Here is a 21,114-nt window from a genome sequence, read left to right on the forward strand (position 1 = left end):
GGCGTGGCGTCTCAACCCGACTCGCGCTTGTCGCCGGAATCCCCTCCCCGGCGACTGCACAACCAGCCGATATAGATGCCCAGCGCCACGCCCAGCAATTCGCACAACACCCGCGTGCCGATACCGTCCGGATCATGCACCTGCGCCAGCTTGGCCTTGAGCAGTTGCAGCGACTGCAAGCGCGCGTAGTTGAAATAGAACAGATCCCACAGATCGCCGCTGGCCGTCAGCACTGTCGCCAGCAGGAACGACCAGCCGATCTGCGGGCCATAGCTCCAGTCGTTGCGCCCTCCCAGCCAATGGAACAGACCGAACAGCAGCAGGCCCGCCAGCGCCGAAATGATTCCCGCCTCGATGCCGCCGATGATGCCGTAGCCCATCCAACTTTGATCGTAATGCATGGTGCCGCGGCTTCCATCGATGGTTGTCCTGCGCATTATGCCTGCAGCCGCTCATCGGGCTGGCGACGCAGCCGCGCTAGACTCGTATGTCCGTCCATCCGCGAACTGCAGCATGAGCCACCATCTCTCGTCCCGCGCCGCGCTGATCGTCGTCGACGTGCAGCCGGACTTCATGCCCGGTGGCGCGCTGGCCTGCCACGAGGGCGACGCGATCGTGCCGGGCATCGACCGATTGTTGCGCTCGCGCCTCTTCCGCCACGTGGTGGCGACCCAGGACTGGCATCCACGAGGGCACGTCTCGTTCGCCAGCTCGCATCCGGGCCGCACGGCGTTCGAACAGCTCGCCTTGTACGGCCAGCCACAGACGCTGTGGCCGGACCATTGCGTGCAGGGCACGCCCGGCGCCGTGCTGCACCCGGCGATCGATTGGTCGGCGCTCGATGCGGTGATCCGCAAAGGCAGCGATCCCGGCGTGGACTCCTACAGTGGCTTTCGCGAGAACCACGGCCCGGGCGGCGCGCGTCCCAGCACCGGCCTGGCCGGCTGGCTGCGTGAGCGCGATGTCGACGAGGTGTTCGTATGTGGGCTGGCACGCGATGTGTGCGTGCTGTGGACGGCGCAGGATGCCTTGGAGCTCGGTTTTCGCGCCCGCCTGCTGTGGGATCTCAGCCGCCCGGTGACGCCGGACACCGATGCGGCAACCCGCGCTACGTTACTGGCGCAAGGCCTCCCGATCACCGAAGCCGGTGAGTTGCGGCGAGACTGAAGCGGGCAGTCACCCGGGCTTGTGCGGTCGCGCGTCGGCTATCGACCACGACTGCGGCAACCGGATCGCGAACAGTCCGGTGCTGCGGGTGCGCCGGTCCAGCTTCAACAGCTCCTTGTCCTTGCTGAGCAGCCAGCTGGCCCCCGATGCCAGCGCCAGCTCCAGAAATTTCTGGTCATCCGGATCGGCGCAGCGCGGCAGGCGGACTTCATCGTCGCCTACCGTCGATGCCTCGGACGGCAGCCACTGGATCAAGGCGTCGAAAGCGTCACGGAACCCGGGACGCTGTCTATCGTCGATCGGCAGTTGCGGGTAGTGCAGCACCCGGTGCCATTCCTCGCGACAATCGTCGCGCGTCACCGCCTGCACCGCCCCGCTCCGCAGCGCCGCCAGCACATGCGAGCTCAACGAGTCGCCGAACACGAACAGATCCAGACACACATTGGTATCCAGCACGATGCGCGGCACCGGATGGTCGATGCGAGTCATCGCAGCAGCGCCGGGCAAGACCATCGCATGAGTGCGGCCGCTCCCATCAAACGTCGTTTTCGGATGCCGCGGTTACCTGCGGTTCGCCGTCCTCATCGATCTGGATGCTCAGCGTGATGGGCCGGCAACATACCTGGCAGTCTTCGATGTAGTGCTGATCGCCGGCCGATGCATCGACCAGGATCTCGATGGGCTCGCCGCAATACGGGCATGAGATGTCGAAGGGCGTAAGCATGGCGCACTACCGAAGCATGGATAACGCAGCTTGCCACAGACCAGTCGCACAGACCGCCACAAGACGCGCGCTACAATCGATACGCCTCGCCGCCCCTGTCCTGAACGGCATCCATTCTTGCGAATCAAGCCAGCGATGAATCCCAAGCAGATACTGCGTTTCCTGAATCAGCCCCGGACGGTCGACATCGCCGGCCGGCCGTTCGTGAGCCAGGGCTTGTCACACCGCATCTGGGACGATATCTATCATCGCGCGCTGACCGTGCGCTGGCCGGTGTTCTTCGGCCTGGCGGCGACCATCTTCCTGCTGCTCAACACCTTGTTTGCCGGGCTCTACCAGCTCGGCGCGCAGTCCATCGCAAACCAGTATCCGCACGGTTTCGCCGGCGCGTTCTTCTTCAGCGTGGAGACGCTGGCCACGGTCGGTTACGGCGACATGCATCCGCAGACCGTCTACGCCCATATCGTGGCCACGGTGGAAATCTTCACCGGCATGGTCTGTATCGCGGTGGTCACCGGCTTGATCTTCTCGCGCTTCTCGCGGCCGCGCGCGAAGATTATCTTCACCGATCATCCCATCGTGCGGATCATCGACGGCAAGCCGACCTTGATGATACGTGCGGCAAACACCCGACTGAATCTGATCGCCGAAGCGTCGGCGCAATTGCATCTGCTGCGCCTGGAGACATCGCCGGAGGGTTTCAAGCTGCGCAGGATCCACGACCTGAAGCTGGTGCGCGATCGCCATCCGATCTTCATGCTGAGCTGGAGCCTGATGCATGTGATCGATGAAACCAGCCCACTCCACGGCGAGACCCTGGAAACACTGGAAAACACCCAGTCAGCCTTCCTGCTGAGCATCGAAGGCATCGACGAGACGACCTCGCAGTCCATGCTCGCACGCCGGCAATGGAGCCATCAGGACCTGCGCTGGAACCATCGCTATCTCGATCTCGTCAGCGACGACGGCAAGGGACTCAATATCATCGACTACGGCATCTTCCACGCCGTGCTGCCGCTGGATGAGGGTGAGCGCCTCGTCGGTTTTGGCAGCGAGGCGGTACTGCCGTCAGGCGATACACTGAGTCTTTCCTCTAAAGGATAACCATCCATGGCCGAGCGCGAGTTCGACAATTACCTTGCCCGCTCCGGCGCCACCCTCGAGGGCTCCCGCTATACCGCCTATCTTGCGGTCACGCCGCGCAAGAGCGGCTTTCCGATGTATTTCGCGATCTGCGAGAACCGCAGCTTCCGCGACAAGACCATCGCCGAGACCGCCGCCGCCAAGGCGCTGGCCGACATGCTGGGCCTGGAGGACGACGGCACCCCGATCTTCCCGGACGGCTACACGGGCTTCGACGACGACAAGCCGGCAGACCCGCCGCCATAGCCCGGCACCTGGCGCTCGCCAGGCGGCGCACATCACAGCGTCAGCAGCACCTTGCCGATCGCCTCGCGGCTTTCCAGATACGCATGCGCCCGGGCGCCGTCGACTAGCGGAAAACGCGCCGCGATGTTCGGCCGCAACCGGCCGGTGCGCATCTGCTCGAACAAGGCGGCCGCCCGCTCACGGCGGATGGATGCACTGGTCAGCACGTTCCACAGATCGCCGCCGGTCAGCGTCAGCGAGCGATCCATCAGCAAGCGCGGATCGACCGGATCGGGATCGCCAGCCGCCATGCCGTAGAACACCACGGTGCCGCCGATGCGTGTCGCGGCGAGACTGTCGCCCAGGGTACGACCGACCGAGTCGTAGACCACGTCGGCACCGCGCCCTGCGCTCAGTTCCTTCGTCTGCGCCAGCAGCTCGCCGTAATCGCACGCGGCATCCGCACCGGCCGCCAGCACCGCGGCACGTTTCGTGGTGCTGGACGCCACGCCCAGCACGCTCGCCCCCAGTGCCTTCAACATCTGCACCAGCAGCTGACCGACGCCACCGGCCGCGGCGTGCACCACCGCCACATCGCCACGCCGCACGCGATAACTATCGGTCACCAGATACTGCGCGGTCAGTCCCTGCAGAAGGGTCGCGGCCGCGATATCGAATGTGATGTCATCCGGCAACAGGATCAGTTTGTCGAGATCCACCGCGACCAGCTCGGCATTCGCATACGGCATGTCGGCGAAACCGACCCGAGTGCCGACAGGAAACAGCAAATCGCCAGCTGCCGGCTGCTCGATCACTCCGGCACCCTCGTAGCCGAGAATCCACGGTGCGCTGCCGCTCAGGTGATAGTTTCCGTTGCGCCGGTAGACGTCTGCGAAATTCAGCCCGACGCTGCGCATGCGCACCAGTGCCTGACCGGGCGAGGGGATCGGGTCGGGCTGTTCGCTCCAATGCAACACGTCGGGGCCACCGAACTTTTCAAACAGCAAGGCGTGCATGGCATGGCGCTCCGAATCGGGTGAACCTGCTGATGGCAACTAGGATCGCGTGCTACCCGCGATTCAAGCCGCCAGCTCGCGCAACTGCGCTACCGCCGAGGGAATCGCCGAAGGCGTCTGCACCGTGAGCACATGCGGATCGTTGTCGTCGAGGCCGTTTTCCAGTTCGTGCGCCCAGGTCACGTGATACGGGATATGGATACCCCAACCACCCAGGCGCACCACCGGTTCGATATCCGAGCGCAGCGAATTGCCCACCATCGCGAACTGCGCCGGCTGCAGCTTGAACTCGGCCAGCACACGCCGATAGGTGTCGGCGTTCTTCTCCGAGACGATCTCGATGCGGCGGAACAGGTCGGCCAGACCCGACTGCGCAACCTTCTTTTCCTGGTGGAACAGGTCGCCTTTGGTGATCAGCACTACCGCGTGATGCTGCGCCACCGCCTCGACCGCCTCGCGGATGCCGGGCAGCAGTTCCACCGGGTGCTGCAGCACGTCCTTGCCCAGCTCGATCAGCCGATGGATATCGGCCGCCGTGATGCGGCCGGCGCTGACCGCGATCGCGGTCTCCACCATCGACAGCGCCATGCCTTTCGCGCCATAGCCGAACAGCTTGAGGTTGCGCTGCTCGGTCACCAGCATGCTGTCGTGCACCTGCTGGTCGCCCAGATCCACGTAGCGCCCGACGATCGAGGCGAACTCCTCGTTCGCCTGACGGTAATAGCCCTCGCTATGCCACAGCGTGTCGTCGCCATCGAAACCGATCAATTGCAGCATGGAAACCTGTCCTGCCTGTGTTCTCGTCGCCGACGGCGCCATGCCGCCCCTCGTTCGTTATCGCCGCTCAGCTCACTTCGCTGCCCAGCCGCAGGTTGATGCCCAACGCTGTCGCCAGTTCGCGCAGCGGTTCGCCGTCGCGGGTCAGCGTCATCCAGCCGGCGTAGGTGTCGCCGTCGGTTTCCCATGCCCACAGCGTGTAGCCGAACTCGGCCAGGCGGTCGTAGGCAATCGAGAACAGCTCGGCCGCATCCATGTCGTCGAAGAATTCGTCGTCGTCCGGGTCGCCGTTCCAGTCGACCGACAGATTCCAGCGCGAGGACAATTCGTTGACCGCCTGCACCAGCGAGCGCAGGTCGTGCGCATCGACGATGAAGCCGGAGCGCCAGTCGATCACCCGGCCGATGACCTCGATCGGTTCGACCTCCTCGGCATCGACGTCGGCCATCGCCTCGCGGTAGTCGTTGAACTGCAGCAGCGCCGTTTCCTCGTCGCCGGGATTGATCAGCAGCAGCAGTTGCCAGACCTTCGCCTCGACCGAGTCTTCGTCGACATCGTCGAATTCACGCTCGGCATCGTAATCGTCGTCGGATGAATTCATGGGTGGATCACCGCGGGCAGGAGTTGCATGGTGGCGCGTCCGCCGCCGCGGGGGAAGCGCCAGCCATCACGCACCCACCCGGCGCCGTACCGCGGCCATGTCGCGCACCGGGCGGATTTCGATCGCGCCGGTACGCGACCAGGGAAATTCCGCGGCGATCCGTACCGCCTCGTCCATGCTGTCGGCTTCGATCAGGTTGAAACCGCCCAGGTATTCCTTGGTCTCGGCGAACGGCCCGTCGACGACGGTCATGCGGTCGTTGCGCACGCGTAGCGTCTTCGCCGTGGTCGGCGCTTCCAGTTGCTGTGAATAGTGCAGATGGCCTTGTTCCTGCAATTCATCGGCATGCTTGAAACAGCCGTGCATCAGCGTGTCGAACTCGCCCTCGGGCAGCGCGCCAAGCAGGGCGTCGTCGGTGTAGATCATGACCAGGTATTGCATGGCGTCCTCGACAGGGGAAGATGGATAAGGCCATGGGAAGGCGTACGAAAGATGGATAATGCCGCCATCCCGCCACGCTGACCACCATGCACGATATCTCCCGCGCGTTTTCCTGCCATCCGATCGCCTTCGTACGCTCGCCGTATGCACGGCGCATCGACGCGCCGCATCAACCTACGGTAGTGGAAGGCACCGAAACCGGCGAGGTGGCCGAAGCCATCATCGAATTCGCAGAGGACTTCCCGACGGCGGCGTTTCGCGACCTGGCCGGCTTCGAACGGATCTGGCTGGTGTTCGTGTTCCACCGCAGCGAAGGCTGGAAGCCCGAGGTACGGCCGCCCCGCGGCGGCGGCAAGCGCAGCGTGCTGGCGACCCGCTCGCCGCACCGGCCGAACGCGATCGGCCTGTCCGCGGTCGAACTGGTCGAGGTCGGCGAACGCGCGCTGCGCGTACGCGGGCTGGACCTGCTCGACGGCACTCCGATCCTCGACATCAAGCCGTACGTGCCTTACGCCGATGCATTTCCGACCTCGCGCGCGGGCTGGATCGACGAGATCGACGCGGCGCAGGGGCGGCAATCCGCGCCGGGGCCGCGCCGGCCACGTTCCTCGCCTGCGGGTTGAGAGCAGGCAATCGCCTTGCATACGGCTGAATGGCGGCATCGCCACACGCCATCCCAGTCCGTGAGACGGGCGACCGCTAACTTGGCTCGGGCCAATCGGAACCTTCCGCTGGCGACCCGATGCACTGGCAGTGGTCGGTTCAAACATTTGCCGCGTCCGGCGCAGGCCTGACGCGGCTTTTTTTTGCGGGCAGGCATCGCCACACCCATGCCATCGTCAAGCCATGTTCACGTGCGAGATTGTTGAATCGATCAAGGCGTCCTTAAGGAGAATTCGCCATGAAAGCCCGCCTACTGCTGCTCCCGCTCGCGCTCACCGTCTGCGTGTCCGCATGCGAAGCGGCCCGGCACGAAGCCACGCCGGCTCCTGCCAGCGCCGGTGTGCCGACATCCACCATCACCCTCGCCCGCTATCACTGGCAATTGCACGACGCCGTCGACGGCAACAACCGCCGCCTCGATGCACTGTTCGGCAAACCGCAGCCGCTGCAGCTCGACTTCAGCGCAGACCGGATCAGTGTGAGCAACGCCTGCAACAACATCCACGGCAACTACACCCTCGTCGAGGGCCATCTCGTCACCGCGCCGCTGCTGCATACCATGATGGCCTGCGCCGAGCCGACCCTGATGCAGCGCGAATCCACCATCGAGGCCATGCTGCAAGGGCGGCCCACGCTGATCCTGAGCACGGCTGGCGACACGCCACTGCTCACGCTGGCAGCCGACAACGGCTTGTCGCTGACGTTCTCCGGCAAGCAGACAGCGGAGGCACGTTACGGTGGGCCCGGGGAAACGGTGTACCTGGAAGTGGCGCCCAACACGACGCCCTGCCATCACCCGCTGATCCCGGACAAGTCGTGCCTGCTGGTGCGTGAACGTCACTATGACGCGCAGGGACTTCATAGCGGCCAGCCCGGCCCATGGCAGCCGCTGCAGCAGGACATCGACGGCTATGTGCATCAGCCCGGCATGCGCAACGTGTTGCGCGTGAAGCGCTACACGCTGAAACAGCCGCCCGCCGACGCGCCGCCCACCGCGTACGTGCTCGACATGATCGTCGAAAGCGAGATCGTGAAATCGCCAGACGTGAAGTCGTCAAACCCGACGGACGCGCCGCACCAGCCATCGCATCCATGACCTGCGCTGCGAGGACACCGCCTGCGCATCCGGCGCATTGTCGCTAGCTGTTCTTCATCATAAGGAGCGATCCGACTCGCAGCATTTTGCGACAGGGATCACGCGCTCCGGTTTTTCACAGGTCAACCACCCGGATGGAGCAACGTTTGAATGCGGAGGCCGGGCTTGTCGCTTCCGGCGCAAGTCGGTGGAGACCCGCAAACCGTGCAACGGACTTTTATCGTTGGTTGTCCGCGATCAGGCACGACGCTCGTGCAGGCCATGCTGGCCAGGCATCCGGATGTGTACACGCTGCCCGAGACGGCGTTCTTTGAACTCCTTTACGCCGATCTGCAATGGCGCTGGGGCGATCATCGCGCGCAACCGCGCCGACGCCGATGGCGCCAGCGCCTCGGGTTGATGCGAAAGGAAGTAAGGCCATCGATCGTCCCGCTGCTGCGCTCGTTGGGTGGTAATCGCCCACAGGTCAGGCGCGTACCGTTCCACTCCAACGTCTGTGCCGTCAGGTTCATCGACTTGCTCGACGCGCTTGCGCTGCAGGCCGGCTGTTCGCTGTGGGTGGAGAAGACGCCGAACCATCTTCTGTACATGCCGGAAATCGAAGCTTGCGCATCCGATGCCCGCTTCATCCACGTCATACGCCCGGGCGCGGACGTGCTGGCCTCGCTGATGGATGCCTACCTTCGCTTCGAAGACGACGATGCCTTCGGCGGCGGCGCGGTGCACTGGGTGCGTCGCTGGAATCGCGCCATGCAGATTCATGAAACCTGCCTCGGTCGGGCCAATCACACCTTCGTATTTCTGGAAGACCTGGTCCATGAGCCCGACAGCGAATGGGCCCGGATCTGTCAGTTCCTGGGCCTGCCGCACGATCTCCGGCTTGCGGATACCTGCAGCCAGGCCATCGCGGATCTGGAACACGAACCCTGGAAACGTGGCGCCGTCAGCGGCCTTCCGCGACCATCGAAAAACAAGGCGGACGACTTGTTCACCGCGAAGTTCAAGCTGTGGCTCGACGATCATCTGGAGTCGTACGACAACCTGCGCATGAAATGCCTTCTTTTCCGCAACAGGACGGCCCGCACCGACCATGGTCAGGCTCTCCGCAAACACTCGGCGTCCAGTCCGCGCTTGGCATGAGATATCGACGTCAGGCGCGGCGACAGCTCAACCAGGCCCCGTCATCACGTCGCCGGCACCGAAGTCTGCCTGATGGCGCGACGCTCGCGCAGACGCAGGCAAGGACGCTCAACCAGATAATGCAGCGCCGCGCCCAGCATCAGCACGGCCACCGCGTACGTCATGAAGGCGATCATGCCGTGTCCTTGCAGTTGCGCACCGAATGTCGTCGACACGACATGGAAGGCGATCTTGTGACTGAGATACAGGCTGTAGGAAATGCCCGCGAGCCAGCCGGCACCCGGCAGCCGCCAGCGGCCGAGCAGGCTCTGGCGATCCGCGCCGGCGAACACCAGCAGCCCGAAGCCGAATGACAGCAACGGCCAACCGAGCGCATTGGCAAGCAGGCCGGTGCGATCGCGGAACAGCCATAACGCGAAGCACGACACCCCGATACCGCCGAGTAGCACCATGTTTGAGCGCGCCTGCAATCGCGTCCACGCCTGGGGTCGATACACCCGCAGCGTGGCCAGCATGATGCCCATCAGCAAACCGTCCAGCCGCATCCAGGTCGGGTAGTAGATGTCTTCCAGAAACCAGTTGCGCGGCGGATCCATCGCCACATCGTGCAGCCACACCGTCGTGCGCAAGGCGACGCCGAGCATGACCACCGCCACGCATAGGCTGATGAAGCCCAACGTCGACGACCGCCGCGTGAGCCACCACGCCAGCAGCGGAAAGACCAGATAGAAATGTTCCTCCACGCACAGCGACCACGCATGCGAGAAAGCCTGGTTGTTGGTATCGGTCAGCAGGTTCAGCGTGAAGGTGGCGAACTGCCACCACGGCTGCAGTCCTGGCACTTCGCGCAGTCCCGGGAACCACACATACAGCGCCAGCACCACCGCAAACGCGGGCAGGATGCGCCACGCACGACGCCCATAAAACGCGCCGAACGACAGCGGCTCGCCACGCTTCAGCGGCCGCAACACCTGCGTGCCGATCAGAAATCCGCTGAGCACGAAGAAGATGTCCACGCCCGCCCAGCCATAGCGCGAAAGCCAGGCAAAGTCAGGGCCGAGCCCGCCGACGATGAACGAGTGGAACAGCATCACCCAGACGATGGCGATGGCACGCAGGAGATCGAGGCCGGGAAGGCGATGCATGGACATCCTGTCGCGACGGGTGAAGGGAATGGCCGGCATTGTGCGAGATTTTTCTGGCCTGCAAAGACGTATTCATGGCTTTTCGCGGGCAACTGTTTCGGAAGGTCCGCGCACCCGGTTCGGTGAGTGCGCGATACGTACACCAGACGCCAGCCCCTGTAGCCGTCATAATGCGGGGTTGCCCTACAGCGACAGCGCGACTCATGCACATCGGTATCGATTTCGGCACCAGCTACTCGGCTGCCGCAGCCATCATCGACGGCGAACTGACTTTGGTGCGTTTCGGCGACACCGAGCAGTTCCGCACGGCGGTGTTTTTCCCCGAACGGGTGCCGGACCCCAACGACTTCGCGCTGACTCCCACGCTGGAAGCGCAACTGGAGGCCGAACTTCGCCTGACCAGGACCCGTCAACGCCAGCAGGCCGCGGCGGCCGCCGCGCGCGGGCAGGCGCCGGCGTCGCGCGGCGAAGACGAGCTGCGCCGCGAAGCGCTGCGCGTGGTGCGTCGGCAGTGGATGGAAGAGCAGACCCGGACGGCCACAGCCTCGGTAGCCAGTTTCCAGCACGCGCTGTTCGGGGAGGAAGCGGTAGAAGGCTATCTGGAAAGCGGCGGTGGCAACCTGATCGAATCGCCCAAGTCGATGTTCGGCTATCGGCTGGACCCGCAAGTACGCAAAGTGATCGTGCACATCGCCACGCACATCCTCGAACACATCCGCCTCACCGCAAGCCGCCAGTTCGGCGTGCCGGTGCGCGGTGCGGTAATCGGGCGACCGGTGGAATTTCGCAGCTCGATGGGCGCGCAAGGCTCGGCACAGGCGATCGAGATACTGCGCGAGGCGGCTGCCGTGGCCGGCTTCGACCAAGTGACATTTCTGGAAGAACCGGCCGCCGCCGCGATGCACTACCACCAAAGCTTGCAGCAGCGGCAGTACGCGTTGATCGTCGACATCGGCGGTGGCACCACCGACGTGGCCCACGCCCGACTCGGCGGCGGCGAAGCCGCGCGGATCGCGCGCAGTTGGGGCCTGCCCAGGGGCGGCACCGACCTCGACGTCGGCGTCAGCCTGCACAGCTTCATGCCACAGCTGGGCAAGGATCAGATCAGCATGCCCGCGCATCGATTCGTGGATGCCGCCAGCGTGCACAACCTGCCCAAGCAGCGCGAGTTCCGCCAGCAAAACTATGGCCTCATCGACGAGCCGTACGGCGCGCGACTTCGCGCATTGCAGGAGCCCGGTGCTACCACCCGGCTCAACCAGACGGCCGAACGCAGCAAGATCGCCTTGAGCACGTCTCCGAGCCATCGTGCCGAGCTGGACTTCATCGAGCATGGCCTCGCGGTCGAACTCGACAGCGAAGATTTCCGCGACGCCATCGCCCCGTTTCTCGGCCAGATGGAGCGCACCCTCGCGACCGTGCGCAGCGACCTCGACGAACTCCCCGCCAGCGTCTTCCTCACCGGCGGCACGTCCCGCTCACCGCAGGTGAAGGCACGCGTACAAGCCTGCTTCCCGGAGATTCCGCTGGTGCAGGGCGATCCCTCGCTGGGCGTGGTGTCGGGGTTGGCGGTGGCCGCGAGCGAAGCGGATCGCCAGGCCGCGCCGAACTTTGCACCGAACTCATCCGGGCCAACATGAGCTGGTGCGGAATAAATGCCATTGATCCATGCTGACCCCAAGGGCGGCATCGCTGCCGCCCTTGGTGTATGAGTCAGTAGCCGGCGAGCATCATGTTCCCGCCTGTGGCCATACCGCTGCGCTTACTCGATCAATGTCGATTCCTGCACTCCGGCCCGCCCCTTCTTTTCATCGACGACATGCAACGCCGAACCGGCGGCGAACATACCCATCTTCACCTCTTGCCATACGTAATACAGCTGTCCGGCCACCATATCGATGGTGACCGATGAGTCCTTCTCCGTCTTCGACGTGATGGTGTGCGATCCCGGTGGAAGCTGTTTCACGACATATGTCTTGGACGCGGTATCGCCTACCGACATATTGTCGATCAGCAAAGGCATCTTGATCGCCGAGCCAAAGACTTCGTTGCGGTAGATATAGACCGTTGCCTTGTCCGTAACCGGAGTGAACTGCTTCGCCTGGGTGTCAGCGCTCTTGCTGGCCATGGGCACGCTTGCGCAACCCGACATGACCAGTACGCCCGCCAACACCGTTGCCGCCAATAGTTTTCTAAACATGTTTCCCCCTGTTGAGTATGGATTCCCTTGCCCCGCACACCTTCACTCACACGGAAGGCATGCGACAGGCGCACAGCGTCCATGCGATGGAGATCCCAGCGGGGTACGACTCACCGTCCCAAGCCCCGGACGGTGACGTGATGTTTGCATGACTATCCGCGCAAAAGCGATGGCTCGCAGAGCGAAACATCTTACGGATTGATGGCAATCGGGAATCGACTCCTAGAGCGGATCGGACTCGTACGCCCGCGCTTTAATGACGGCCCTTTGTTGGCGACCAAACCGTCACGCGGCATCCGTCCATGTCGACTCGATATCGACTTTCACCGCCTCATCGACAGCCTCGGCGGGAATACCGAGCATGCCGTGGACGCAGCCGTGACGCATGCCGGCGTAGTCGCCTTTATGGCGAAAAGTCGCTGTCCAGTTGATGCGGCCTGCGCTCGCCGGCTGGTAGTCCGCTTCGTAGGTGAATCCATTGCTGGTCTTGCCGGAGACATTGCTCATGGCGGAAGCCTCTTGGCGTGATCGTTCCCACAGCATAGGCCTTTGTCGGCGCAAATAGCGCCTGCTGGCAAAACTGCGCGACAACCATAAGGGCGACCTCACTTTCCATGAGGCGATAAACCGAGGGTAACTTTTTCCTTATCCCGACGAATGAATGGAAGACCGACGCCATCCCGGTCAGCTGGAAGCACTGCAGGACGACTCCCTAGCGGGTCGTCATTCCGAATCGTTCAATCGAGGATACGCATATGAAAAAATCAGCCTGTGGCATGGGTTTGCTTTCGCTGTTCATCGCCGGCGCCGTGGCTGCGCAGAGCGCTTCGCCATCGAGCGACGGACAAGCGCTGATCGTGACCGCGTCGAATACGACGCACAACCAGCTCATGATCTACAACGCGACAGGGGCTCTGCTCGAACAGTTTGCTACGGGCGGAGCGGGAGGCGTCCGTGGCAACGCTGGCGGCATCGCCCAGAATCATGATCGACTGGCCGTAGTCAATTTCGGCTCGGGCAACGTGTCGATTTTCGACAAGGACTTCGATCACCCAGGCTTGCGCTATGAGAAGCTTGTTCCGGCCGTCGCAAATCCCGTAAGCGTCGCGTTCGGCAACGATCACCTGTACATCCTGACCACGTCCTATATCGAATCGCATCGGATCGATCGTTACGGTGTGGACCCGAGGGCGGATGGCGAGGCCAGGCTGGTCATCGGCGATGGCTCCGCCGCTCAAGTGGGAACGTTGCAGGGTCAGCTGATCATCAGCGAAAAGAGCAATGCGATTGAAACTGTCAACCTCGACGGTAACGGCGCGGTCACCGGCTCGACCACGCTTGTCGCCAACATTCCCGCCAACATCAATGCGCCGTTCGGCCTGGCTACGCGCGGCAACGACGCCTATGTGACGATCGCCCACGCAAACGAGATCAGCCTGGTTCGAAACAACACGGTGCTGGCTGTTACCGGTTCGGGCACCCAATCCGCACCCTGCTGGGTGACGCTGGATGGACCGTTCCTGTTTTCCGCCAATTCACCGAGCAAGTCGGTGTCGCGATATGCCGTTTACGGCGAAAAAATCATTCAGGACGCGGCGGTTGTCGCGAGCTTCCATGGCAGCCCGACCGACATCGCTTACCGCAGCAATCTGGCCGCGGTGATCGACGCCGACGGCAGCGTCTCGCATGTCTCCATTTTCGACGTCGACGAGGATGGCAATTTCAGCCTGAAGGGACTGGCGACCATCAACAACACCGCCACGAACGGCATCGCCATCGTGCGCGGGGACCGCGATGCGCATCGGTGATATTTGATGTTGCGGGAAAGAGTAGAACCCAAAAAAGCCGCTCGTCATCCCAGCTTCACTGATGTAAACCGCATCGCTGGGATGACGAGCAATAGCCAGTTTTTTGAGGCTCCCGTGGGAATGAAGCGTTACCCGGCATCGATCTTTCCCAGCGATGTATGGCCCGCCGCGACATCGAGCGCCTGCAGCGAGACGGTTTTTCTGCCGCTGTCGAGTTGCTGGCGGCCGATTTCGCGGAAGCCCAGCTTGGCGTGGAACCGCTCGGACGCCGGGTTGGGCGGTTCGATATCGAACTCGCAGGTGATCAACGGCACGTCATCGCGCGACGCCCGCGCGTACACGTCGCGATAGAGCCGGCTGCCCGCACCCCGCGCCTGCATGTCGCCAGCCACCACCACGCGATCCACGTACAGAAAGCGCGCATGGCGCTGCGAAAACCATTGGTAGTTCGGACTGTCGTAGTCCGCCCCTTCGCGGAACGCGAGCAGGAACGCAGCGATCCGACCGTCCTGTTCGATCACGCGGTGCAGCGCCGCCTGCGCATGCAACCTCGCGAGACGCTCGCCGTCGAGCGGACTGAGCACGGCCACGAAGGCCTCGTTGAGCGCGAGAATGGCGGCAAAATCGGCGGGTGTGGCGTCTCGAAGCATCAGGCGGCTTTCCTACATCGGACAAGGTGGGAGGAATACGCATTCTGACTCCCTGCTTTGAATTCGGCACCTGGTCGACATCGAGGCCTGCACGGAGGTGGGCGTCTCTGATCGTCGGGGGTAACATCGGTTAGTGTCGTTGCTTCCCCCATTGCCATTGTTCCGAAACGCAGGCCCGTCTCATGAAAACATTCCAGCGATTCGCACTGACCGCGCTTTCATTCCTGCTGGTAGCCACGACATCGGCGAGGACCCAGCCCGACCCGTCGAAGACACGCGCGTATATCGATCACGCCTGGGACACGCTCACGCGATCGATGGACGATTGCTCGTCGCTGAGCGACAGCAAGATAAAAACCCAGCCGGTGCTGTACCTGCCGGCAGATCTGCCGACGCCACCGGACCTGGCCGGGATCGCCAAACATTGCCGCGTCGACGTGCATGTGCTGCCACGCGCCATCGGCGAACTCGGCGATATCTCGCCCACCCAGTTGCCCAAGCAGGGGCTGCTCTATCTGCCGCATCCGTACGTGGTGCCCGGCGGGTTCTTCAACGAGATGTACGGCTGGGACAGTTATTTCATCGTGCTCGGTCTGGTGGCGGATCATCGCGAGACGCTGGCGCGCGGCATGGTCGACAACGCGCTGTTCGAGGTCAAGTATTACGGTGCGGTGCTCAACGCCAACCGCACGTACTACCTCACCCGATCGCAGCCGCCGTTCCTGAGCTCGATGATGCGTGCAGTGCTCGACGATCCGGACAGCTTCCACGACAAGGCCGAGGCGCGCGCATGGCTCAAGCGGGCGTATCCGCTGGCCGTGCGCGACTACTCGACCTGGACGCGCAAGGAGCATCTCGCGGGCGACACGGGCCTTTCGCGCTATTACGATTACGGCGGCACCAGCCCGGTGCTGGAGATGCACGACAGCAGTTATTTTCGCGGTGTGATCAAGTGGCTGATGGCGCATCCGACGAAGGATTCCGGCTATCTGGTCAAGGCCTCGGAGCACCCCGACGATGCGGAAGCCGCACGCCTGAAAACCACCAGTTGCGACGTACGCGCCTCGACGGTATGCGCGGGGGCGTGGACCGGCGGCTACCGCCTCAGCGCCGACTATTACCTGGGCGATCGCGCGATGCGCGAGTCGGGCTTCGACACCTCGTTCCGGGTCGGTCCGTTCGGCGGTTCCACCCATCAGTACGCCACGGTGGACCTGAACAGCCTGATGTACCGCTATGAACGCGACTTGCACGATTTCGCCGTGCAGCTTGGGCTCGATGCGGATGCCAGCCACTGGGCCAGCGCCGCCGAGGCGCGGCACCGGGCGATCGACAAGTACCTGTGGCGCCCCGACCAGGGCATGTACATGGATTACGACTTCGTCACCGGCAAGCCGTCCGACTATCACTTCGTCGCGACGTTCTACCCGCTGTGGGCCGGCCTGGCCTCGCCTCAGCAAGCCGCTTCACTGCGCGGCAAACTTGCCTTGTTCGAGCGAATGGGCGGCCTGCAGACCAGCGACCGCGAGAGCGGTGCGCAATGGGATGCGCCGTTCGGCTGGGCTCCGACCAACTGGCTGGCCATTTCCGGCCTGGATGCCTACGGCTTCCACCAGGAAGCGGGTCGCATCGCGCATGAATTCAACGGCACCATCGACCGCAGTCTCGCTGCCGACGGCACCATCCGCGAAAAATACAACATGGTCAGCGGCAACGCCGACGTCAAGATCAGCGCCGGTTACAAGGACAACGTGATCGGCTTCGGCTGGACCAATGGCGTGTATCTGAAACTGCAGCAATTGCTGGGCGACCCGAAGCCGCGGTCGACGCCATAGCTCGCCATCGAGCGAAACCACCCAGCATTGAGGACCAGCCACCCATCGACGCGCCATGCGTCGATGGGTGGCCGCTGCTTTTCCTGTGAACGGCTTGACCCTGCCGAAAGCACACCGTGCTCTTCGCCGTCATCCTTCAGCAACGCACAGACAGATCCGCGACGGCGAATGGCTATGCTTCGACCTAATTCCCCGCCGTGGTGTGAATCCTTTTCTTCTCGTAGTTGATCATCAGCAGATTGGCCAAGGCGTAATTCTTGGCGCTGAGAGCGGACTGGAGCATGGTTGCGATCTCCGCGTCGCTCTTGCCGGTCAGCGATGAGGCGCGATCGAGACTGTTATCGCTGACCCGATAGGCCGATGCAACCGTCGCAGCATCTTTCGCAGACATGCCGAAGTGCTGCCAAACTTCGGTCAAATGCGCCCGGACCTTGGGCAGATCGGACATCGCCTTGGCCGAGCGTCGGTCGTAGTCGTGCTCCCAATTATTGTCAGAAGCTTCGCTCCGGCTGTAAGCCTGTGCCTGCTGTTGCATCTGCATATCGTGAGACGGTGCTTCATCCGGCTGATGTTGCTGGGCCAGAGAAGTACCGGCATAAGCAAGAGCAAGCAGCGCCAAACAAACTAGTTTTCCACGAAGCATTGTGCACCTCCATTTATCGTGTCTCGCCTTGCTTCCAGGGCGTGTCGAAATCAAACGGCAAGCCCCGTTACCCAGCCACGGCCCTGCACTATTGCTCGCCTGCAGCGGGTCCCCTTCCCACCTTATTACACTCCCACTTTGCCGCGAAGACCAGTCACACAGCAGATCAAGGAGCCGAGTGATCTGATTTGGCAAAGATCCTGTTTCCTGTGAAGCACGCAGCAGTCAGCCGGCCGGATTCAGCCGAAGCACATAGCGCTCCTCGCCATAGAACACACCATCGATCTGCAACGCGTCCGGCTCCACCCCATAGCTTGCGAAACCGATCGACTGGTACAACGCCCGGGCTTCCTTGTTCGTCACGTTGACGCCGAGCCGGATCTGGCGGACGCCGGCGATGGATCGGACGTGCGCCACCGCCGCCATCAGCAGCGCGCGGCCGAATCCGCGACGGCGGAATGCCGGAGCGACATACATGCCGGCCAGCTCCACCCCATGGCGCAGCTTCTCCCGCTGCGGATGGACGACGGCAATGAATCCGGCCAGCTCATCCAGCTCGAAGATGCCCAACATGCGCATGGATCCGTCGGCAGCCGGAGTGATCCGGGCAGCCACCTCATCCATGGATCGGCCAGCTTCGTCCACATGGCTTGCACTGAAAGCCGTCGGGCTTTCCTCCAGCGCCAGTAGCCGGAGCCTTTGATAGGCCGGGGCATCAGCGGGTCCGAGCGACCTGACTTTCATTGGACTGACTCCTGATCAACCGGCATCGCAAATCGCCCTCTCTGGCTTCTTGGGTTTCATTTTCAATGAACCTGATCCCTTTGCTTGCGATAGACAGCAGGACTCACGCCCTTGTGTCGCTCGAAGGCGCGGATGAAGGCCGACTCGGACAGGAAACCTACCATCTCGGCGACCTTGGCGATGCCGTCGCTGTCGCGTCGCAGGCGCACAGCAGCGGTGTCCATGCGCAACTGCACCAGCATATTTGCTGGCGTGGCCTGTGTGGCGCGCTCGAACAGGCGCAGGAAACTGGAGCGCGACATGTGGCAGGCACCAGCCAGGGTCTCCACCGTCAGCGGCTCGTGCAGACGAAGCAGCATGGCGGTGCAGGCAGGACGCAGACGCGGCTCGCGCAGCAAGCCAAGCACACCGTGCAATTCGTCGCTGCGGCTCCACCAATGGCGCAGCGCCAACACAAACAGGGCGGACGACAACTGCCCGACCACGCTGCGCGCGCCGGGTGCGGCATCGTTGACTTCACGTCGCATCAACTCGATCAGCGGAGCCAACGAGGCCAGCGGCAAGCTGGCGTCGCCGGGCAGGTGCAACACACGCGGCAGCGACGCCAACAGAGTAGCGGCGCCGCCACCGAAGTCGATGCGGCCACAGAACATGTCCAAGGCGTGTTCGGCCTCGTCGCCCGCTTGCCACTTCAGCAGCGGATGGGTGCGCAGGCTGGCATTCGGGCGTGGCGCGTTCCACTCGTCCGGGCCGCCCGCCAGGATGTGGGCGTCGCCCGAAGGCAGCACGACGATGTCGCCCGCCGCCAGCTCGCGTGGTGTCTCGCCCGCCACGCGCAGATACGCTACTCCGCGCATGACCACATGGAAGCGTACGGTGCCCGGTGCTTCGGCGACATGCGGTACAGACCGGCGGCCGGACCATTGGCAACGCACATCGAGGTCGCCGCGAGCGGGGTGGCCGTCTAGTAGTTCGCTGAGCGTATCCATGGCGCCGGCATGATCGAATCGGGCGGCCAGCTTAGCGCACGCCCAACCCTGCCAAGCCGGGATGTGACGTGTTCACACTGGCGCTATCGGTGGCGCCACCGATGCCAGCAGGCGCGCGCTCATGGCGGCCAGTTCGTCGGCCAATGCATGCATGCCCGGATAACGATCGAGCTGGGCGCGCACGTCCGCATGACGAACAGTGACGCTGCCGTCAGGCATCTGCAGCACGACCAGCTTCAGGGGGATTTCCACCACCGCTGCGGGATCTGCCGCCAAAAGGCGCACCACATAGCGTGGATGGAAGAACAGCAACTGTCGCGCCGGCGCGATGAGGTAGCCACCACGTCGCAACAACATCTGCGGATCGATTTCCTGGATCAGCCACAGATCCGCCGCCTCGATGCCCTGTTTCAGGCGCGCCAGCGTGCCCTCGAAATCGAGCGCCGAGGTCACCACCGCCTGGAACGGCGGCGATGACGCGGTGGCACTGGACACGGCTTGCAGCATGTCGGTCATGGCGCTTGCACCGACGCCGATGAGCCATAGGCTCCGACGGCGTCCATGACGCGGGCGGAGTACACCATCGCCGCACCGGCATTGAGTGCTACGGCCACGCCCAGTGCCTCGGCGATCTCCTCGCGGCTGGCGCCGTGCTTGAGCGCCTCGGCGACGTGCACGGTGATACAGCCATCGCAGCGAGAGGTCACGGCCACCGCCAGCGCGATCAGTTCGCGGGTCTTCGCATCCAGATGCGCGGTCTTCTGTCCGGCCTTGGACAAGGTCTGGTAGCCAGCCAAGGTATCGGGACTCAGCTTGCCGATCTCACCGATGCGGCCCATCAATTCTTTGCGGTATTCCGGCCAATCCAACATGACAAATCTCCTCGGTCTGCTCCGGACGGATTGCCCGGGTCCATGCAGACATGCTGCGCCGATGAAGACCGCTACGGGATAGCTCATCCGCTCGATCTATTGCCCATTCGTTTCAACCATCGATGGGGTCGTGACTCAGTCGCCGGACATCGCGAGATGTCCGGGCCGGCTCTATCGCCACGTGAGTGCATCTGGACAGCAACAGCACCAGCTCTCTACGCCACATGGGCGTTGTCTTCCCGATCAGACCACCGACCTCGCCCCTGCTTTGATTGCACCGCTCGCCAATGCGAAATCGATCGCCGCACACACCGCCGCCACCTGGGCGGCGTTGCATTGCTCGGCGGTGGCCCGGGGACTGTCGGGATAGACCTCGGTGGTGGTCTTGTAAGGTGCATCGGTGATGCCTGCACAGAGGCCGAGCTGCTTGAGCGCATACTCTATGACGCCCGGGGCGACCACCGGCGAACCGATGATCTCGCCCTGGCCATCGGCCGGGGCGATGTGGGTGACCTTCGCCACCGCCGCGATCACCGCCTGCTGGAACGCGGGTTGCGGATGCTCGCTGTCGTCGACCAGATAGAAACCGTCGGGAACCTCGCCCGGCACATACGCCACGCCGTCGCGGGCGGCCAGCGCCGGACGAAACTCGGACTCGTCGCTATCGGTGGTCTCATGCAGATCCACATGCACCAGCACGCGATCGCGGAACGGCGCGACCAAGCGCATGAGGGCGGCCGATTCCTGCGCGGGGCTGTCGTCGCGGAACGAACGGTTGGGATCGATCGCGTCCGCGTTCCAGCGGTGAATCCGCTCGTAGGCCCAAGGGCTGACGCAAGGGGCAACGATGAGGTTGGCCTTGCCTTCATAGTGCGACGCATGCAGTTCCACGAATTGCAGAGCGCCGTGCACGCCACTGGTTTCATAGCCATGCACGCCACCCGTCACCAGCACGATCGGCAGTTCGTCACGCCAGTCGCGGCTCTTGATCGCGAACAGCGGGTAACTATCGGAACCGTACTTCAGGCGGCCGTACTCCGACACGTCGAAGCGTGCGCGAAGCGTCTCGATCGCGCCGAGCACATCGACTTCATAGCTGCGCTTGACGGTCTGCCGTGCCAGCCATGCAGCCACCTCCGCGTTGCCCCAGCGGGTGCCGGGCGTGCCGATCGGATAAGGTGCTTGAGTCGTCGTCATATCGCTCACTCTGCTGCGCCAATAGGTATGCCGCGCAC

The 21,114-nt window shown here is 63.4% G+C and carries 26 protein-coding genes; 9 read left to right on the plus strand and 17 right to left on the minus strand.

Annotation, left to right across the window (positions count from 1 at the left end; all coding sequences use genetic code 11):
* Positions 1-11 precede the first annotated feature (11 nt).
* Positions 12-401: a hypothetical protein gene (locus tag BUA26_RS18435; RefSeq protein ID WP_072762353.1), complete on the minus strand. Its 390-nt coding sequence runs from the start codon at positions 399-401 to the stop codon at positions 12-14.
* A 112-nt stretch (positions 402-513) separates the two neighbouring features.
* Between BUA26_RS18435 and pncA the strand changes: the two genes are divergently transcribed.
* Entirely contained in the window at positions 514-1,167 is a 654-nt protein-coding gene (gene pncA, locus BUA26_RS18440; RefSeq protein ID WP_072762354.1) for a bifunctional nicotinamidase/pyrazinamidase, read from the plus strand.
* Between the two features lie 9 nt (positions 1,168-1,176).
* Here pncA and BUA26_RS18445 read toward each other — a convergent pair whose 3' ends face one another.
* The gene (locus BUA26_RS18445; protein ID WP_072762430.1) at positions 1,177-1,656 is read right to left on the minus strand and encodes a putative toxin-antitoxin system toxin component, PIN family; all 480 of its coding nucleotides are present in this window, start codon (positions 1,654-1,656) and stop codon (positions 1,177-1,179) included.
* A gap of 46 nt (positions 1,657-1,702) precedes the next feature.
* On the minus strand, positions 1,703-1,891 hold the full coding sequence (locus BUA26_RS18450; protein ID WP_072762355.1) for a CPXCG motif-containing cysteine-rich protein: 189 nt from the start codon (positions 1,889-1,891) through the stop codon (positions 1,703-1,705).
* A gap of 135 nt (positions 1,892-2,026) precedes the next feature.
* Between BUA26_RS18450 and BUA26_RS18455 the strand changes: the two genes are divergently transcribed.
* Both BUA26_RS18455 and BUA26_RS18460 read left to right on the plus strand, forming a co-directional pair.
* Positions 2,027-2,995, plus strand: coding sequence for an ion channel (locus tag BUA26_RS18455; RefSeq protein WP_083573084.1), 969 nt, complete (start codon positions 2,027-2,029; stop codon positions 2,993-2,995).
* Between the two features lie 6 nt (positions 2,996-3,001).
* Positions 3,002-3,280: a hypothetical protein gene (locus BUA26_RS18460; RefSeq protein ID WP_072762356.1), complete on the plus strand. Its 279-nt coding sequence runs from the start codon at positions 3,002-3,004 to the stop codon at positions 3,278-3,280.
* A gap of 32 nt (positions 3,281-3,312) precedes the next feature.
* Here BUA26_RS18460 and BUA26_RS18465 read toward each other — a convergent pair whose 3' ends face one another.
* The 4 genes from BUA26_RS18465 to BUA26_RS18480 form a co-directional block, all read right to left on the minus strand.
* Positions 3,313-4,275, minus strand: a complete 963-nt coding sequence (locus BUA26_RS18465) for a quinone oxidoreductase family protein (RefSeq protein ID WP_072762357.1) — start codon at positions 4,273-4,275, stop codon at positions 3,313-3,315.
* Positions 4,276-4,338: 63 nt separating this feature from the next.
* Positions 4,339-5,052, minus strand: coding sequence for an HAD family hydrolase (locus BUA26_RS18470; protein WP_072762358.1), 714 nt, complete (start codon positions 5,050-5,052; stop codon positions 4,339-4,341).
* A 67-nt stretch (positions 5,053-5,119) separates the two neighbouring features.
* Complete coding sequence (locus tag BUA26_RS18475; protein WP_072762359.1) at positions 5,120-5,653, minus strand: DUF6630 family protein; 534 nt, start codon at positions 5,651-5,653, stop codon at positions 5,120-5,122.
* Between the two features lie 66 nt (positions 5,654-5,719).
* Entirely contained in the window at positions 5,720-6,094 is a 375-nt protein-coding gene (locus BUA26_RS18480; protein ID WP_072762360.1) for a YciI family protein, read from the minus strand.
* A gap of 86 nt (positions 6,095-6,180) precedes the next feature.
* Here BUA26_RS18480 and tsaA point away from each other — a divergent pair, with 86 nt between their 5' ends.
* The 3 genes from tsaA (at position 6,181) to BUA26_RS18495 (ending at position 8,993) form a co-directional block, all read left to right on the plus strand.
* Entirely contained in the window at positions 6,181-6,717 is a 537-nt protein-coding gene (gene tsaA / locus BUA26_RS18485; protein WP_072762361.1) for a tRNA (N6-threonylcarbamoyladenosine(37)-N6)-methyltransferase TrmO, read from the plus strand.
* Between the two features lie 278 nt (positions 6,718-6,995).
* Positions 6,996-7,853, plus strand: a complete 858-nt coding sequence (locus BUA26_RS18490) for an META and DUF4377 domain-containing protein (protein ID WP_072762362.1) — start codon at positions 6,996-6,998, stop codon at positions 7,851-7,853.
* A 165-nt stretch (positions 7,854-8,018) separates the two neighbouring features.
* Complete coding sequence (locus BUA26_RS18495) at positions 8,019-8,993, plus strand: sulfotransferase family protein (protein WP_255368414.1); 975 nt, start codon at positions 8,019-8,021, stop codon at positions 8,991-8,993.
* A gap of 44 nt (positions 8,994-9,037) precedes the next feature.
* Here the strand turns inward: BUA26_RS18495 and BUA26_RS18500 are convergent, their stop codons facing one another.
* Positions 9,038-10,138, minus strand: coding sequence for an acyltransferase family protein (locus BUA26_RS18500; protein WP_072762431.1), 1,101 nt, complete (start codon positions 10,136-10,138; stop codon positions 9,038-9,040).
* A 203-nt stretch (positions 10,139-10,341) separates the two neighbouring features.
* Here BUA26_RS18500 and BUA26_RS18505 point away from each other — a divergent pair, with 203 nt between their 5' ends.
* The gene (locus tag BUA26_RS18505) at positions 10,342-11,778 is read left to right on the plus strand and encodes an Hsp70 family protein (protein ID WP_072762364.1); all 1,437 of its coding nucleotides are present in this window, start codon (positions 10,342-10,344) and stop codon (positions 11,776-11,778) included.
* 122 nt (positions 11,779-11,900) lie between these two features.
* On the opposite strand, the gene BUA26_RS18510 is transcribed toward BUA26_RS18505, so the two are convergent.
* A complete protein-coding gene (locus BUA26_RS18510) occupies positions 11,901-12,338 on the minus strand; it encodes a DUF2846 domain-containing protein (RefSeq protein WP_072762365.1) in 438 nt (145 codons plus the stop codon).
* 285 nt (positions 12,339-12,623) lie between these two features.
* Positions 12,624-12,845, minus strand: coding sequence for a TonB-dependent receptor (locus tag BUA26_RS18515; protein ID WP_072762366.1), 222 nt, complete (start codon positions 12,843-12,845; stop codon positions 12,624-12,626).
* A 383-nt stretch (positions 12,846-13,228) separates the two neighbouring features.
* Between BUA26_RS18515 and BUA26_RS18520 the strand changes: the two genes are divergently transcribed.
* Complete coding sequence (locus tag BUA26_RS18520; RefSeq protein WP_178368629.1) at positions 13,229-14,146, plus strand: hypothetical protein; 918 nt, start codon at positions 13,229-13,231, stop codon at positions 14,144-14,146.
* Positions 14,147-14,274: 128 nt separating this feature from the next.
* On the opposite strand, the gene BUA26_RS18525 is transcribed toward BUA26_RS18520, so the two are convergent.
* The gene (locus BUA26_RS18525; RefSeq protein WP_072762368.1) at positions 14,275-14,796 is read right to left on the minus strand and encodes a GNAT family N-acetyltransferase; all 522 of its coding nucleotides are present in this window, start codon (positions 14,794-14,796) and stop codon (positions 14,275-14,277) included.
* Between the two features lie 182 nt (positions 14,797-14,978).
* Here BUA26_RS18525 and BUA26_RS18530 point away from each other — a divergent pair, with 182 nt between their 5' ends.
* The gene (locus tag BUA26_RS18530) at positions 14,979-16,631 is read left to right on the plus strand and encodes a trehalase family glycosidase (protein WP_072762369.1); all 1,653 of its coding nucleotides are present in this window, start codon (positions 14,979-14,981) and stop codon (positions 16,629-16,631) included.
* A 184-nt stretch (positions 16,632-16,815) separates the two neighbouring features.
* On the opposite strand, the gene BUA26_RS18535 is transcribed toward BUA26_RS18530, so the two are convergent.
* The 6 genes from BUA26_RS18535 to BUA26_RS18560 form a co-directional block, all read right to left on the minus strand.
* A complete protein-coding gene (locus BUA26_RS18535) occupies positions 16,816-17,274 on the minus strand; it encodes a hypothetical protein (RefSeq protein ID WP_143154329.1) in 459 nt (152 codons plus the stop codon).
* A 225-nt stretch (positions 17,275-17,499) separates the two neighbouring features.
* The gene (locus BUA26_RS18540; protein WP_072762371.1) at positions 17,500-18,018 is read right to left on the minus strand and encodes a GNAT family N-acetyltransferase; all 519 of its coding nucleotides are present in this window, start codon (positions 18,016-18,018) and stop codon (positions 17,500-17,502) included.
* A gap of 62 nt (positions 18,019-18,080) precedes the next feature.
* Positions 18,081-19,007, minus strand: a complete 927-nt coding sequence (locus BUA26_RS18545; RefSeq protein WP_072762372.1) for an AraC family transcriptional regulator — start codon at positions 19,005-19,007, stop codon at positions 18,081-18,083.
* A gap of 72 nt (positions 19,008-19,079) precedes the next feature.
* Positions 19,080-19,523, minus strand: coding sequence for a DUF302 domain-containing protein (locus BUA26_RS18550; protein ID WP_072762373.1), 444 nt, complete (start codon positions 19,521-19,523; stop codon positions 19,080-19,082).
* Positions 19,520-19,879 carry a carboxymuconolactone decarboxylase family protein gene (locus tag BUA26_RS18555; protein ID WP_072762374.1) on the minus strand — a complete coding sequence of 120 codons (360 nt, stop codon included), beginning with the start codon at positions 19,877-19,879 and terminating at the stop codon, positions 19,520-19,522. The genes BUA26_RS18550 and BUA26_RS18555 overlap by 4 nt, the downstream gene beginning before the upstream one ends.
* Positions 19,880-20,122: 243 nt before the next feature.
* Positions 20,123-21,076 (minus strand): M14 family metallopeptidase, encoded by a 954-nt coding sequence (locus tag BUA26_RS18560; protein WP_072762375.1) that lies wholly within the window; start codon positions 21,074-21,076, stop codon positions 20,123-20,125.
* Positions 21,077-21,114: the final 38 nt, after the last annotated feature.

Source organism: Rhodanobacter sp. OK091 (assembly GCF_900142825.1).
Classification (GTDB): Bacteria; Pseudomonadota; Gammaproteobacteria; order Xanthomonadales; family Rhodanobacteraceae; genus Rhodanobacter.